Origin of the sequence: Lentimicrobium sp. L6 (assembly GCF_013166655.1) — a bacterium.
Lineage (GTDB): Bacteria > Bacteroidota > Bacteroidia > Bacteroidales > UBA12170 > UBA12170.
In genome coordinates this window covers 1-15254 of sequence record NZ_JABKCA010000028.1, presented here as the reverse complement: position 1 = coordinate 15254, position 15254 = coordinate 1, and the positions used below count along the sequence as shown (strand labels likewise).

Genomic DNA, 15254 nt, shown 5'->3' with positions numbered 1-15254 from the left:
TAAACAAGGAAGGAGATATTGAAAACCAGATGCTATTATATCCATCCGGTTTTCAATATTCTTTTCAAGATAACATCTTTATGGGTTTAGCTTAAATTAGTTACCATGACCATTACCATGTGGATGACAGGCGCGGCGTATTTCCACCATTTCTTCCTGATTATTAATAGTAAGAACTGTTTCGTCTTCCATGGTGATTTCTACCGGAAAAACCAATACTGGTTTTTCTTCTACACCTGGGTTTTCAGTATACCACGCTTTAAGTTGGGCCCAGTCTTCTTCGGTTTCAATGATAATAATAGAAGCATCGGGCATGGTGAAACTAATTGGGAGGTTGAAAGTGAAACATTTGGCACCATATCCTTGTTTGCAATCTTTTTTAGCTTGACGCATTTCTTCTTCTGTATTGAGTGTTAAGGTAGTTCCATCCTCATAAACTATATCTACAGGAAAAACCAAATTAGCTCTTTCTTCAAATTCAGGATTATTGATATGCCATTCCTTAATAAGTGACCAATCCTCTTCCGTTTCTATAGTAATTGTGCTATTGTCTGGCATTAAGTAGTTCACAGGAAGTATGAGTTCAAAGCATTTTCTACTGTGAGCCTCTTTACAATCGATTCTAGCTTCTCTAAGCTCTTCAGCAGTATTAATAGTAATGCTAGTTTCATCTTCATAAACAATATCTACAGGGAAGTTTAAAGTAGGCTTTTCATCATAAGAAGGGTTGGCTGTACACCATTCTCTTAATAAATACCAATCGTCTTTACTTTCTATGATAAGCTCAGAACCATCGGGCATGGTATAAGTTAAAGGAAATACAAAGCTGAAACATTTTGGACGGTAATTCCCATCGTTATGATTTTTGAAGAGTTTCCAAACATCTACTACTTTTGACTGTGTAAGTCCTTCTTCATCAAGCCAAGTTACAGTGGCTACTCCATCGCATTCCCCGTTGCCGAAATCCACTGAAAACACCATTTCACCTTGATAGTAATATTCTACAATTCCTGAAACAGGTTGTTTTTTACAAGTCTCGCCTCTTATTATTTCTTCGATAATCACTCTTTCATAATCGCCTTTATCACCAGTTCCTATCACTTGAACATCCGGCTCTAAGCTTTTCAATGATAATTCACTTTCGCTTAAAGAGCTATCTTTTGCTGTAGCGTCCTCCTCTTTATTGCAAGAAGTAAATGTGAATGTCATCACCAAAGACAAAGCCACTAATAATCCAAATACCTTTTTCATGTTTTATAGTTTTTGTTTAAAAATAATTTTCTTTTCACTTAATAAACCGATTGAGTTTTTAGAAAACCCTACTTCAGTGAAAAAAAATAATTAATCACCGCCTTTAAAAGCCATTTTGTGCGAATTCCCTAGGCTTCTTGTTACTATGGTATTGTTTTTTGAATCTGAGTATTCAAAGATAAAGGAATTCAGGGCAAACTCACCATTACTTTCACAATTTATCATTGACATCTATTTTAAAAAAGAGAAAATCTAAACCCTGATTCCACTAACCAAAGCGGAGCGAGCTCATTGAAATCCGTACCCATTTGTGATAATCTGCGGACAAAATAAAAGTATGCCTTTGCCTTGTAAGGGAATTTTAAATGAATGGCTATTATATTTAAGTTTTCTGCAAAAAATCAAAATACCATTAATTAACTATTTGCTTATCTACTAGATTGGTTAAATATATAATTGAACATCTCAAACTATTTTTATTAGAACAACTCTACTATTTATTTGCAAAAGTAATGAAAGCTCTACTCTAATCATGAAAGTTTGGGATGGTTCTTCGGATGACAATTTGTAAGCTGCTTTAGCTCCATTTAGTCATTCTCACCATTTAATGATATAAAGACTTTAAGCATTTCATTATACACTCATCAAGATGATGACTAAAAAAGCAACTGTAATCAACACAATACCGATAAGCATTTTTCTATTCATTTTCCTCCAATGCATTCAAATGCTTCGCTAACACAAATCCCATACTAAAAGAGCCCTGCAATAAATAACCACCAGTGGGGCCCCACCAGTCTAACATTTCTCCAATAGCATAAGTATTTGGTATTTTCTTATACTGAAAATTCCCATTTATTTCATCTAAAGAAACACCTCCTAAAGATGAAATAGCTTTATCCAATTCTTCAGCAGAATGGAGAGTAATGGGGAGGGATTTGATGGTTTTTGCAAGTAGATCCATATCCAAAAAGCTTTCCTTATCTGAGAATTGTTTCAAGAGCGCAATGGAGCAACGATCTAGACTTAAATTCTCTTTTAAAATATGACTTATTTTAGCTCGTTTAGAACTCTTCAATTTATCCTGTATTTGCTGAATTAACAGCATTGGCTTGAGGTCCAGGTGGATGAGCGTAGTTTCTTCTTTAAGCAGTTTCTCTTGAATCTTCTGACTCAAGGCATAAATGGCATTGCCTTCCAAACCAAACTTAGAAATCACCAATTCGCCTTTTGAAACATGCTTATTGAATGTCAATGCAATATTCTTTAGAGGAGTCCCTTCATAGGTATTTATAAAGCTGTTATTCCAATCTACGCCAAAAGCACAATTAGCAGCTCTAAAAGGTTCTACGCGCACCCCACGCTCTTTAAATGCTTCAACCCATAAACCATCAGAACCGGTCACCTTCTTACTGGCTCCACCCATAGCAATTACCACAATATCAGATTTAACATCCTCTAATCCTTCAAAGCATAAATGCCCCTCCTCATTCCAACCCGTCCATTTGGTATCTAATTGAAATCCTACACCATTTGCGGATATATATTCTTTAATCTTATTGAGCACTTTCACCGGCTTTAGACCCTTTTCAGGAAATACCCTATTACTGGACCCTACAAATGTAGGAATCTCATGAACATGAAGCCAGTTTATCCAATCCTGATTAGTAAACTTCCGAATGATAGGATCCATAAACTCACGAGGAACATATTTAGATATGAATTCTTCTAAAGGGGAATTGAAAGTGAGGTTTAAGCCACCATCACCAGCCACTAAAAATTTCCGACCCACTGATTTCTTCTGGTCATATAGCGTCACCTGATACTTCTCGGTGTCTATTTCTGCTGCAAGCATTAATGCCGCAGGACCTCCTCCTATGATGCTTAATTTCTTCATGTAAATATCTATTTCTTTAGGTCTGGCTTATGATTTTGGAAATGCAATTTTGCAGTTTGAGATTTGTTCACCATCAATTGATGACAGCTGGTAAAATTAAACAAATAAAAATTAACGCTTAAAAATCAACAAGTAGGTAATTATCTAGAAAACTCAAAACATATATAGATTCAAAAAACAGAGCACAAAAAAACCCGGCCGCAAAAGCCAGGTTTTTATTATGAAAATGTGTGTAATTATATTTGTGGTCCGGCAGCCACTAAAGCTTTAGCATCGTCACTATCTGTAAATTTAGCGAAATTGGCAATAAACTTCTTGGCTAGATCTTCGGCTGAAGCATCCCAAGCTTTAGGATCTTCCCAAAGGTTACGTGGGTTGAAAATCTTACTGTCAACACCGTCTAATGCTTTTGGAATGTTTAATCCGAAAACAGGTAATGTTTCATATTCTGCATTCTCAAAAGAACCATCTAAAATACCATTGATGATGGCACGTGTAGTTGGTAAATCGATACGTTTACCAGTACCGAAAGCTCCACCAATCCACCCTGTATTCACCAAATAGGCTTCTGCTCCATGGGCTTCCATTTTACGGATAAGCTCATGCGCATATTTTGTTGGATCCAATAATAAGAAAGCAGCTCCAAAACAAGCAGAGAAAGAAGGGACGGGTTCTTTAATACCACGCTCTGTTCCTGCCACTTTTGCAGTATATCCACTAATGAAATGATATTTTGTTTGATCTGCTGTAAGCTTACTTACTGGAGGCAATACTCCAAAAGCATCAGCAGTTAAGAAAATGACTTTATTGGCGTGTCCAGCTTTTGAAACGGGTTTCACGATATTGTCAATATGATAAATAGGATAAGAAACACGAGTGTTTTTGGTTTTAGAGAAATCAGCGAAATCGATAACATTGTTTGCATCAAATGCTACATTCTCTAATAAAGCATCTTTCTTGATGGCTCTATAGATATCTGGTTCTTTTGATTCGTCAAGGTCGATGGTTTTTGCATAGCATCCTCCTTCAAAATTAAATACTCCATTTTCGTCCCAACCATGCTCATCATCACCAATTAATGCTCTGTTTGGATCGGCTGACAAAGTTGTTTTTCCTGTTCCTGAAAGACCAAAGAAAATAGCAGTGTTTCCATCTTCTCCAACGTTTGCACTACAATGCATTGCAGCAATTCCTTTTAGAGGAAGGTAATAGTTCATTACCGAGAAAATACCTTTCTTCATTTCGCCACCATACCAGCTTCCACCAATACAAGCCATGCGAGCCTTTAAGTTGAAAGCGGCATATACTTCACTATGTAAACCTTGCTCTTCCCACTTAGGGTTACTAGTTTTAGAAGAGTTAAAAACCACGAAGTCAGGCTCAAAGTTCTCGAGTTCTTCTTCACTTGGACGGATAAACATGTTTTTCACGAAGTGGGCCTGCCACGCCACTTCAACAATAAAACGAATCTTTAAGCGAGTATTTTCGTTGGCACCAGCATATCCATCCTGAATGTACAATTTTTTTCCTGTCAACTGCTCAATAGAATTGGCTTTTAACTCTTCCCAAACCTCTTCGCTAATAGGTTTATTATCAGAAGCGGGTCGGTGTTCGTTCTTCCACCAAATATTATTTACATTCTCCTCCTCTTCAACAATGTATTTGTCCTTTGGAGAACGTCCTGTAAAAATTCCTGTATCAACAGTAACTGCACCTAAATTAGTTACATAGCCCTTCTCGTAACCTTCTAACTTAGGGTTTGTTTCATGCTTATAAAGCTCGTCATATGAAAGATTGTAATAAATCTCCTCTACTTCATTAATTCCATAAGAAGCAAGGTCCTTTCTTACTTTTTCAATGTTTTTAGCCATAGTATTTTAAGTTTAATGATTTTATGCAAACGTTTGCAATGGGAGAACAAAAGTAAAAAGTATTTCGTTTTAGCCTTTATAATATGAAGATTTATTTGCTACTATTCTCTTTATTTAAAATGATTAAAATTAAACCTGCTGATTTCTAGGTAGTTTGCTGATTAACGAATAAATAGTATTTTATTTAATCAAGGTAATTAAACTTTTCTTTGTTTTGCACATCAAAGTCATCTAATAAATCAAGGAACACATACTATTATTAATATATGAAATCAATTTTACGATCATCAGTACTTAGCTTTATTTTATTGCTAAATATCAGCTTATTAGCACAGCAAGGACAAAGAGGAGGAAAAGGACCAGGTGGAAATAAAGATCTTCCTGCCATTGGCCAAATCAGTGGGCAAATTTTAGATGCCAACACCAACGAGCAAATAGAGTATGCTACCATTGCTCTTTATCATAAACGAACTAAAGAATTAACGGGAGGTACCATTAGCCAAAGAAATGGTAAATTCTATCTTGAAAAGCTAAAACCGGGCAAATATGACCTGAAGATTTCATTTTTGGGTTACGAAGAAAAAACCATAGAAGAAGTGATGATTAAAATGGAAGAACCCATTGTCAATTTACATAAGATTAAAATTACTCCAAGTATGAACAATCTAGAGGAGGTTGTTATTGATGGTAGTGCTCCCCGTATCGATTATAAGATAGATAAAAAGGTGATTAATGTGAGTAAACAAATCACTTCCATTTCTGGTTCGGCAGTGGATGTTTTAGAGAATGTTCCTTCCATTAAGGTAGATATTGAAGGTAATGTTTCACTGAGAGGAAGCACAGGTTTTACAGTTCTAATAGATGGACGCCCCTCTGTTTTGGATGCCAATGATGCCCTCCAACAAATTCCTGCTTCAACTATTGATAATATTGAAATCATCACTAATCCATCGGCAAAATACGATCCAGATGGCACTGCTGGTATTATCAATATTATCACTAAGAAAAACAAACTGCAAGGATTTAGTGGTATTGCGAATGTAAACTTGGGTTTGGATAATAAATACGGTGGCGACTTTTTATTGAATTATAAGAAGCGGAATTTAAATGTATTTTTTGGTGCGGATTATAATGTGAGAAGCCACCCCGGAACGAGTTATAGCTTGAGAGACACCTATAAGAATGATACTATTTATAGAACGATCATGAATGGTGACAATAATCGCGAAAGAACCATGTGGGGTCTGAAAGCAGGAGCGGATTATAGTATTGGTTCCAATGATATAATTGGGGTGAATTTCCGCTTTGGCGACCGACAGATGAATGGAAACACCACATCTTCCTACGATGAATGGAGAATACCTGAAGAACTTCATAATATCTATGAAAATAAAGACATGTCGGAAAGAGGAGGCCAGTTTTATTCGGCAACAGCAAATTACCAACATAAGTTTGAGAAAAAAGATCATGAAATAAAAGCAGAATTTAGCGCAGACAATAGAGATTTCAAAGATAATTCCACTAATGAGCTTACTAATGAAAATGATTTGGTAGTAGATGGAAAAATCAACACTGAAACAGGACCATCGAGCCGATTAAGAGGAAAATTAGATTATACACTTCCTGTAGGTGAAAAAGGTAAAATAGAAGCTGGTTTCCAAACCCGTTTTTCTAATAGCGAAGACAATACTGAACTTAAAGAATTGAATACAGAAACTGGTATATACGAATTGAAACCAGAATATACAAACCAAACTACCTATAAAAGAAATATACATGCCATCTATACTACCTATGGCAACGAAATGGGAAATTTTGGTTACCAAGCAGGAATTAGAGGAGAATATACTTTTAGAGATATTATTTCAAAAGCTACAGACGAGCAATTTGGAATCGATCGCTGGGACTTTTTTCCAACCCTACACCTATCTTATCAGTTTCCAAAAGAACATCAAATGATGGCCAGCTATACCAGAAGAATAGAAAGATCTAGAGGATGGTATTTAGAACCATTTATCACTTGGGTTGACGCTTTTAATGTACGACAAGGGAATCCTGATTTGCAACCTGAGTATATTGACAGTTTTGAAATGGGCTATTTAAAGAAAATAGGTAAAACTAACATGATATCTCTGGAAGGATATTATAGAGTTACACATAATAAAGTAGAACGAGTTCAAAGCGTATATCAAGATAATGTAATGCTCAGCAGTATTGAGAATGTGGGTAAAGATTATAGTCTTGGATTGGAAATGATGTTTAGCTTTCAGGTTTTTAAATGGTGGGAAATGGACTTAATGGGTGATTTTTATAAATACCGTGTTGAGGGTGTTCTTTATGATGAAGATTTCTCCAATAGTAGTAACAACTGGAGTTCGCGATTTAATAATACCTTCAATATTAGAAAAAGCACTAAGGTTCAAATTAACAGTATGTATAATGGCCCTACTGTAACTGCACAAGGTAAAAGAGAAGGTTTTTATATGGTAAATGCTGCGGTACGCCAAGATTTCTTAGACAGAAAACTATCAGCTGTGCTACAAGTAAGAGATATTTTTGCCACAGCAAAACGAGAAATGACCACCAGTGGCCCCGATTTTTATAATTATAGTGAATTTACGAGAGATGCACCAGTTGTAACGCTTTCTATCAGCTATAAATTTAATAATTATCGTGCCGATAGAAAATCTCGCTCAGATGCAGATGGCGGAGAAATGGAAGAAGAATAGAGAAGATGAGAATATAATATGCTTGAAAACCACGGGTTTTATTCGTGGTTTTTTTTGTTTCAGAAAATAGATAATTCAAGGTGATTCAAAGAGATAAAAGGCTTGATAATATACTTTGCTAGATATACACTAAATTCTAGGACTGAATTAAAACAAATCCCCTACGGGGAAGAAAAACAGTATAGCTAAGGTTTTATATAAAATCTTAACCGCTACACGGTAATATTTGGGGTGCAAACCGAGTAATCTCAGTTCAATATCAAATTATACCACAGTTTCAGATAATTAGCTCATAAATGACCCAAATTTATGAAGAGCTATCGGGATAAACAATGAAATTTTGGGAAATAGAGGGGCTAATTATCGAAATAGGTTAGTATTGCACAAAAGCATTACCCAATAAGTTCTGTATAAAGACATACAAAAGTGTTTTAAATTGCTCGTAGAGTATATGTTATAAAAATTCTATACAAAGTAAATCGCCTGAAAAAGGAAATACACATTCCTACTGTAAATACAAACATAAAAAAAAGAGCTACATCATGCAGCTCTTCATATTGTCGTTTAAGAATCAACTATTTCTTTTTATCGAAGAGTTTATCCTTATCGGTCTTCTCTACCTTGTCGTGGTTCTTTAAATCCTTAGAAACCGCTGAATAAGGGCCAGTAATCACTTCATCACCTTCTTCTAAACCAGAGACGATCTCGATATACTTATTATCCTGAATACCTGTTTTTACTTCACGCATGACAGCTTCTCCATCAACATGCATAAACACATATTCTTTAATTTCTTTCTCGTCTTCTTTTGCATCTTTTTTCTCTTTTTCCTCTTCTCGCAATTCGTAGGATGATTTCTTTCTTCCTGTGGTATCGTCACGAGTGGTAACAGCCGCTATTTCAACAGCAGGAATCATTTGACGAACCTCTGTTTGAATATCTACTGATGCAGACATGCCTGGACGGAATGGACTGAAACCTGCAGGTTTCCCTTCTGATAAATGCATATATGACTCACTTAACATTCTGATTTTTACATCGAAGTTAGTTACCTGATCAGCACTAGTACCAAGAGTATTGGCCGAGGTTGCAATCTCAGTAACCACTCCTTTAAATTTGTCTTTCAAGTAGGCATCAACCTCTATTAATGTAGTATCACCAATAGAAACCCTTACAATATCGTTCTCGTTCACTTCTACGTGTACTTCCATATTATTAAGGTTGGCAATTCGCATAAGCTCAGTACCAGCCGAAAACTGAGAAGCACCTTGTACTCGTTCTCCTTTTTCAACACTTAATAAAGAAACCGTTCCATCTTGAGGAGCAAAAACGGCAGTACGGGTGAGATTTTCTCTGGCTTCTCGTAAGCTGGCCTCGCTACTTTTTACTTGAAACTGTGCAGACTTTAATGTTTCTTCAGCGGCATCCACTCGGCTTTTACTTACTTCGTAAGTGGCTTCAACTTTTTCAAAATCCGAATCACTAATGACTTGCTTTTCCCATAGTTTTTGATTTCTTTCAAAATCTAAACGGTTTTGTAAAAATTCTGATTTGGCCTGAGCTAAACCTGCTTTTGCATTGGCTACAGAAGCCTTTTGGGAATTTAAAGAAGCCTCGGAGCGGTCAAAAGCAGTACGATATTGCTCTGGATCAATTTTGGCCAGCAGCTGTCCTTTCTCTACTTGATCTCCTTCTACAACAGTTAGCTCAATAACTTCGCCACCAATAAATGGACTCACTTTAATATCTTTTTCTGGTTGGATTTTACCATTGGCAGTAACTGTTTCGATGATGGTTTTCATCTCCACTTGTTCCACACTTACTTTGGTATTGTTTTCTTTACCCAAAACACCTTGTTTCTTCAATACTACCAATACAATAATGGCAATAACAACAACAGCGGCAAGGATAATCATCCATTTATTCTTTTTCATAATTTCGGTTTTACAAATGTTAAATGTGAATTACAAGGTCAATGGAATTCCCATGTAAAAATCTAATATCTTGGTTTTGAAAATATAATCGTATTTGGCTTGTAAATACTGAGATTGAGCTTGAGTCAATTTAATCTTAGCTAAGCTATAATCCACAGAATTTACCATCCCCACATTGAATTTTTCTTCGGTATAATTAAATGCTTCTGATAGAGATTCCACAGAGAATTTACTGGCATTATAAGTCTTGTAAGCAGCAATAGCATCGTGGTATTTTTGCTCTATATTTTTGCGAAGTTCATTCTTTCTTAATTGTAATCTGAAGCTTTGGTCTACTGTTTGAACTTTAGCACGTTTCACATTAGATTTAACAGCGTATCCATTAAAAATAGGAATATTTAGATTTAGTGTCAGATATTCTCCAGTATTTAAATCTAACTGATCTGAATAAGGGATATCTTCCCAAACGGGATCTAAATTACTATCCAAAACGGGATTTCCAGCATCATCGTAAGCAAGTTTCTGGGCAGAACTATAATAATTAGTGCTAATTCCTCCATTCAAGGAGAGACTAGGATATAGAGAGCCTTGAGCAATTTTCACAGACCTTTCGGCACTTTGAAGGTTCACTTCCCCCCCTTTAATTTCTGGCATAATATCCACAGCATTGGCATAAATTTGGTCGGAAGGAATAATTTGTAATTCTTGAGACAATTCTATTTTCGGGAAATCTATTTCTAAATCTGTTTCAGATGGTAAATCAAGGAACTGTTTTAAATCTAAATAGGCTAAAGAAAGGTTATTTTGAGCAGTAATCAAATTGGTTTCCTCTTGAGCACCTTGAGCTTGAATTTCTAATAAATCTCCGCGAGGTAGTGTCCCTGCCTCAACCAAATTATTGGTTCTTTCGATTTGTTGACGTGTTACTTCAACTTGTTGTTCCGCAACATTCAACAATTCATGACTGTAAATGATATTCAAATAAGCTCCTGTTAAACCCAAGGAAATATCATTTTCCATCTCCTCAGACACATAATTACTGGCTTTTAAGTCCAATTCGCTTTTTTGAAGCGTATTCCACTTTTTCATTCCACCAAATAATTCCAAACTACCGTTTAATCCAAAAGAATTTGATAAGGTAGACCTATCGATATAAAGTCCTGATTGACCTTGGTTTCTTCCCCAATTATTTCCTAAAGAAGCATTGGCATTTACTGAAGGAGCAAAATCCAACTTACTTTGCAAAAGATTAATTTCTGCAGTTTGAGTTTGTAGTCTGCTTTGTTTAATTTGAATGTTATTTTCAAGGGCGTATAAGATACATTCTTCTAGTGTCCATGTTTTTTGGGCTAAAACTGTACCTAAACCTAAAACCAAAAAAGAAAATGTAATCGCAATTATTTGGGGAAATAGTCTCTTTATCATCATCATTAGAGTTTAAATTCACAATAAAAGTAATAAACTAATAGTCATTAATTCTATATTTAATGTTTTTTAGCATCTAAAAACATGCCAAAGCCTTATTTTACCACTATTAGCGGCTTTTATGTCATCATTATGACGAATAGTGTTTCATGAGGTTACACCTGTTGTTCAAATATGAACAATAAAAAGCCGAAATCAGGAGGTTTGTCATGCTTAAAATCAGGGCAAACGCGTACTTTTAATTTTCTAATTATTTTTAATAAAGCTAACGCGGATTTGCAATCCGTGTGACTTAAATACATTCCTTAATGTTAATATTTTCGCACGTAAAACATTTCCGCGCTAGCATTATACCTATAGATTAAACTATTTTCTTCTAAATATAGCTTTTTAACAAAGTATGCGTTTACCCTGTGCTTAAAATACTGATATTATTATGTTTTCTAAGATTATATATATTTGCAATGGATATCTGAAACCTATATTAATTTAATGTAAATACGCGATTATCTCTCCTAACATTGTCTTAACAATATGGTAAATTAGCCTTAAAGCCAAAAGTTTGATTCCATGCGATTGTGCCTATATCTTTGCTTCATCAATTTAAATAAGACAAATCATGAAAAAAGGTATATTTTTAATCGTTCTAAGTTTAGTTTTAACTATTTTTGTTCAAGCATCAGTAGTAGAAAAAGTAACAGTTCCTCCAGTGGCAACCATGAGTATTAATGGTGTAATAGCTGATGTAGACACCGACGAAACTCTTGCAGGAGTTATGGTTAGTATTGAAGGTACAGATTACAAGACATTAACCGACTTAGACGGAAAATTCAGGTTTGAAGGTATTGAAGCTGGCGATTATGACTTAAAGCTATCTTATATTTCTTATAAAGAAGTAAAAGTGGAAAACATAGAAACTAAATCTAGTAACAAAACTTTAGAGCTGACACTCAAATCTGAGTAGAAAATACTATAAATGAAGAAAAGCATATTACTTTTAGCACTTAGCCTGATTATAACAGCCCTAAGTGCTCAAGAGTTGCAGCTACAAGAAGGGAAGGCCTATAAAGATGGAAAGCTTTTCACTGGAGTAGATGTAACTTTTTTTGTGGACACAGAAATAAAAGAAATTGAAACCAATTACGCTAAAGGATTAAAAGATGGCACTGAATTCTTTTTTCATGAAAATGGGCAAAAGAAAGCAGAGCGAGTCTGGAAAAAAGGAGCCAAAGAAGGTATTTGGATGAATTGGGATGAAGAAGGAAATAAAACCGCTGAAGCATCCTATACCAAAAACAAAAAAGATGGCGCTTGGTTTATTTGGTCATCAAAAGGAGTAAAACTTTTTGAAATGCATTATGATAAAGGTAAAAAAGTAGGTAAATGGCTACAGTGGGATGAAACTGGGCAATTAACCATGGAAAAAGAATTCTAGAAGAGATTTTATAATGATTGACTAAGCGCTAATATTTATTGGCGCTTTTTTTATTTGACAACACGAAAACCAATATAAGAGCTTGCTGCATTTGGATCTGCTCCTGGGTAACGAAAAGAAATGCCACTACAAACAACTGGATTATACCAAGAGCCACCTCTAACAACACGACTGACACCGGTTAATGGTCCCTGAGGATTATTTTCAGGACTTAGACCATAATAATTATATTCATACCAATCATTACACCACTCCATCACATTTCCACTCATATCAAAAAGACCTAATTCATTTGGTTTTTTGGTGCCTACTTCTTGTGAGCCATTTCCGTAATCTATAAAATACCAAGCTACTTCATTAGGATCGTTACTTCCGCTGTATATATAGTTCTGACTATTAATTCCTCCTCTGGCTGCAAACTCCCATTCCGCTTCGCTTGCTAGACGTCCTCCTAGCCAATTTGCAAAAGCTTTTGCTCCAACCCATGTTACAATAATTACAGGATGGTTATGCTTCCCTGACTCTGGGCTGAAACTTCCATTGCTATAATTAATCTGTACAAAAGAATTTTCAATTTCCAGATAGGTGACACCTTCAAAAACACCATTCTCACCACATCCTATATCGTTTAGAAACTGACAATATTGATAATTAGTGATCTCTTGTTTCGATATTTGAAAACTATTTAGGCTGACTTGATGCACTGGTTTTGTGTTTGCTTCCCCTTGTGCATCTCCCATTTGAAAACTTCCTCCAGAAACTTGTACAAATTCTATAGATTTATAATCTATTGTTTCTATTACTGTATCCTCCTTCTTTGTACAGGAAATAATTAGACAGGAAATAAGTAAAAAAGCTAAAATCTGTTGCCTTTTTATTATTCTATAATTCATAAGAAGTATTTTACATGCATTTTTTATGATAAATATATATGATAAATCAAGAAATAAGAAGGACAAATATCTATTTGATAAAGACCAAATGATATTTGTGCTCTCCTGAAAAGAATTTGGAGCGAAAATCTATACCAATTAAGTATTCTAATTCTTAATTTAACTTAAATCAATTCTAAATAAGAGAAAATGATTATCTTTGCACTCAAATAAAGATTAACCCTTTAAAATAAAAATATGTCAGTATTAGTAGGTAAAAAAGCTCCTGAATTTTCAGCTATGGCTGTAGTAAATGGTAACGAATTTGTAGAAAACTTCTCATTGAAGCAGTATATTGGTAAGAAAGATGTAGTATTCTTTTTCTACCCTTTAGATTTTACTTTCGTTTGCCCAACAGAAATTCTTGCCTTCCAAGAAAAAATGGAAGAGTTTGACAAAAGAAATGTGGCTGTAGTAGGTTGTTCAGTTGATTCTGAGCATACACATTGGGCATGGTTAAATACAGAATTAAAAGATGGTGGTATCAAAGGTGTTAAATATCCATTGGTAGCCGACCTTTCTAAAACTATTACTACAAACTACGGTGTTTTAGCTGGTGAGTATGATTATGACGAAGAGAATGATGTTGAAGTATTCGAAGGCGCTGCCGTTGCATACAGAGGATTATTCCTGATTGATAAAGAAGGTGTTGTTCGTCACCAAGTGGTTAACGATCTTCCATTAGGTCGTAGCATCGACGAAGCCATCCGTATGGTAGATGCACTTCAGTATTTCGAAAAGCATGGTGAAGTTTGTCCTGCAAACTGGAAGCCAGGAGAAGAAGCCATGAGTGCTTCTCACGAAGGTGTTGCTGATTATTTAGCTAAGAAATAAGTTAACTCCAAAAAATTGAAAAAAGCTACCTCTTATGGTGGCTTTTTTTGTGCCTGTATTTTTCCTATATTTGATGGTAACAAATAAAACCAATGAGATGAAGAAACAGTTATTAATGATTGCTCTAATGATAAGTTTAGGATTATCATCGTGGGCACAAGAAGAATTAGCTCCCTATTTAGGTGTTCAAATCCCAGGAGACATCAGTAGTCTGAGTGAGCAAATACAAGACCTAATCAGCAACGAAGGCTTCCACGTTATTGGACAATATCAAGTGGCCGATAGAGACGACCTTTTGGTGCTATGCTTTACCCGTGAGGATTTAAAGAAAGTATGTGAAGACTTTGAAGATAGGGGTGCTCTTGCATCGGTATTGAAGGTTGCTTTACGCAAAGTCAACGATAGTGTGGAATTGAGTTTGCTTCATCCTAATTATATGTTCTACGCTTATTTTGGGGATGATTATAAGATACAAGCACCAGCTTTAAAAAAGATTGATCAAGATGCTAAAAAACTTATAAAAGGCTTTGGAGAAGCTCAGCCGTTTGGTGGTGGATTAACAGCTGATGATCTAGAAAAATACCATTATAAGGTGATGATGCCCTATTTTGATGATCCTGTTGAGTTAGAGGAATATGCCAGTTTTGAGGAGGGTTTGAAATATATTCAGGATAAAATTTCTGAAAGTGGAGATGATATCAAGTTGGTTTATCAATTAATTGACGAGAGAAGACAGACAGCGGTGTTTGGCATCGGATTATTGAATGTTGAATTAGGTGAGCCCAGCTTTCTTCCTATCATTGGTGAAAGACATATCGCAGCCATGCCCTATGATATTATTCTACAAGGGAACACCGTAACTATGCTTCATGGTAAATATCGTTTTGCATTATATTGGCCAGAACTCACCATGGGGACTTTCATGAAAATCATGAGTACTCCAGGT

12 protein-coding genes are annotated in these 15254 nt (G+C 35.4%); 5 read left to right on the top strand and 7 right to left on the bottom strand.

Going from position 1 to position 15254, the window contains the following annotated elements:
* Nucleotides 1–96 precede the first annotated feature (96 nt).
* The 4 genes from HNS38_RS08625 to pckA form a co-directional block, all read right to left on the bottom strand.
* Complete coding sequence (locus tag HNS38_RS08625; protein WP_172282852.1) at nucleotides 97–1251, bottom strand: hypothetical protein; 1155 nt, start codon at nucleotides 1249–1251, stop codon at nucleotides 97–99.
* Nucleotides 1252–1341: 90 nt separating this feature from the next.
* Nucleotides 1342–1476, bottom strand: coding sequence for a hypothetical protein (locus HNS38_RS20705; protein WP_256367553.1), 135 nt, complete (start codon nucleotides 1474–1476; stop codon nucleotides 1342–1344).
* Nucleotides 1477–1951: 475 nt separating this feature from the next.
* The gene (locus HNS38_RS08620; protein WP_172282850.1) at nucleotides 1952–3148 is read right to left on the bottom strand and encodes a TIGR03862 family flavoprotein; all 1197 of its coding nucleotides are present in this window, start codon (nucleotides 3146–3148) and stop codon (nucleotides 1952–1954) included.
* Nucleotides 3149–3384: 236 nt separating this feature from the next.
* On the bottom strand, nucleotides 3385–5019 hold the full coding sequence (gene pckA / locus HNS38_RS08615; RefSeq protein ID WP_172282848.1) for a phosphoenolpyruvate carboxykinase (ATP): 1635 nt from the start codon (nucleotides 5017–5019) through the stop codon (nucleotides 3385–3387).
* A gap of 266 nt (nucleotides 5020–5285) precedes the next feature.
* On the opposite strand from pckA, the gene HNS38_RS08610 reads away from it, so the two are divergent.
* Nucleotides 5286–7748, top strand: coding sequence for an outer membrane beta-barrel family protein (locus HNS38_RS08610; protein WP_172282846.1), 2463 nt, complete (start codon nucleotides 5286–5288; stop codon nucleotides 7746–7748).
* Between the two features lie 575 nt (nucleotides 7749–8323).
* Here the strand turns inward: HNS38_RS08610 and HNS38_RS08605 are convergent.
* Both HNS38_RS08605 and HNS38_RS08600 read right to left on the bottom strand, forming a co-directional pair.
* Nucleotides 8324–9682 (bottom strand): efflux RND transporter periplasmic adaptor subunit, encoded by a 1359-nt coding sequence (locus tag HNS38_RS08605; RefSeq protein WP_216659382.1) that lies wholly within the window; start codon nucleotides 9680–9682, stop codon nucleotides 8324–8326.
* Nucleotides 9683–9712: 30 nt separating this feature from the next.
* Nucleotides 9713–11110: a TolC family protein gene (locus HNS38_RS08600; protein ID WP_172346302.1), complete on the bottom strand. Its 1398-nt coding sequence runs from the start codon at nucleotides 11108–11110 to the stop codon at nucleotides 9713–9715.
* Between the two features lie 616 nt (nucleotides 11111–11726).
* Here HNS38_RS08600 and HNS38_RS08595 point away from each other — a divergent pair.
* Nucleotides 11727–12071: a carboxypeptidase-like regulatory domain-containing protein gene (locus HNS38_RS08595; protein ID WP_172282842.1), complete on the top strand. Its 345-nt coding sequence runs from the start codon at nucleotides 11727–11729 to the stop codon at nucleotides 12069–12071.
* A gap of 12 nt (nucleotides 12072–12083) precedes the next feature.
* On the top strand, nucleotides 12084–12542 hold the full coding sequence (locus HNS38_RS08590; protein WP_172346301.1) for a toxin-antitoxin system YwqK family antitoxin: 459 nt from the start codon (nucleotides 12084–12086) through the stop codon (nucleotides 12540–12542).
* 50 nt (nucleotides 12543–12592) lie between these two features.
* On the opposite strand, the gene HNS38_RS08585 is transcribed toward HNS38_RS08590, so the two are convergent.
* Nucleotides 12593–13435, bottom strand: coding sequence for a formylglycine-generating enzyme family protein (locus HNS38_RS08585; RefSeq protein ID WP_172346300.1), 843 nt, complete (start codon nucleotides 13433–13435; stop codon nucleotides 12593–12595).
* A 237-nt stretch (nucleotides 13436–13672) separates the two neighbouring features.
* Between HNS38_RS08585 and HNS38_RS08580 the strand changes: the two genes are divergently transcribed.
* On the top strand, nucleotides 13673–14308 hold the full coding sequence (locus tag HNS38_RS08580; protein WP_172282836.1) for a peroxiredoxin: 636 nt from the start codon (nucleotides 13673–13675) through the stop codon (nucleotides 14306–14308).
* A gap of 97 nt (nucleotides 14309–14405) precedes the next feature.
* Nucleotides 14406–15254 (top strand): hypothetical protein (locus HNS38_RS08575; protein WP_172346299.1); only part of this gene is annotated, 849 nt, incomplete at its 3' end.

Excerpts from the sequence above, each read along its gene's own strand:
- pckA (WP_172282848.1), bottom strand. The coding sequence starts at position 5,019 with ATGGCTAAAAACATTGAAAAAGTAAGAAAGGACCTTGCTTCTTATGGA.
- HNS38_RS08580 (WP_172282836.1), top strand. The coding sequence starts at position 13,673 with ATGTCAGTATTAGTAGGTAAAAAAGCTCCTGAATTTTCAGCTATGGCT.
- HNS38_RS08595 (WP_172282842.1), top strand. The coding sequence starts at position 11,727 with ATGAAAAAAGGTATATTTTTAATCGTTCTAAGTTTAGTTTTAACTATT.
- HNS38_RS08585 (WP_172346300.1), bottom strand. The coding sequence starts at position 13,435 with ATGAATTATAGAATAATAAAAAGGCAACAGATTTTAGCTTTTTTACTT.
- HNS38_RS20705 (WP_256367553.1), bottom strand. The coding sequence starts at position 1,476 with ATGATAAATTGTGAAAGTAATGGTGAGTTTGCCCTGAATTCCTTTATC.
- HNS38_RS08620 (WP_172282850.1), bottom strand. The coding sequence starts at position 3,148 with ATGAAGAAATTAAGCATCATAGGAGGAGGTCCTGCGGCATTAATGCTT.
- HNS38_RS08590 (WP_172346301.1), top strand. The coding sequence starts at position 12,084 with ATGAAGAAAAGCATATTACTTTTAGCACTTAGCCTGATTATAACAGCC.
- HNS38_RS08625 (WP_172282852.1), bottom strand. The coding sequence starts at position 1,251 with ATGAAAAAGGTATTTGGATTATTAGTGGCTTTGTCTTTGGTGATGACA.
- HNS38_RS08605 (WP_216659382.1), bottom strand. The coding sequence starts at position 9,682 with ATGAAAAAGAATAAATGGATGATTATCCTTGCCGCTGTTGTTGTTATT.
- HNS38_RS08610 (WP_172282846.1), top strand. The coding sequence starts at position 5,286 with ATGAAATCAATTTTACGATCATCAGTACTTAGCTTTATTTTATTGCTA.
- HNS38_RS08600 (WP_172346302.1), bottom strand. The coding sequence starts at position 11,110 with ATGATGATAAAGAGACTATTTCCCCAAATAATTGCGATTACATTTTCT.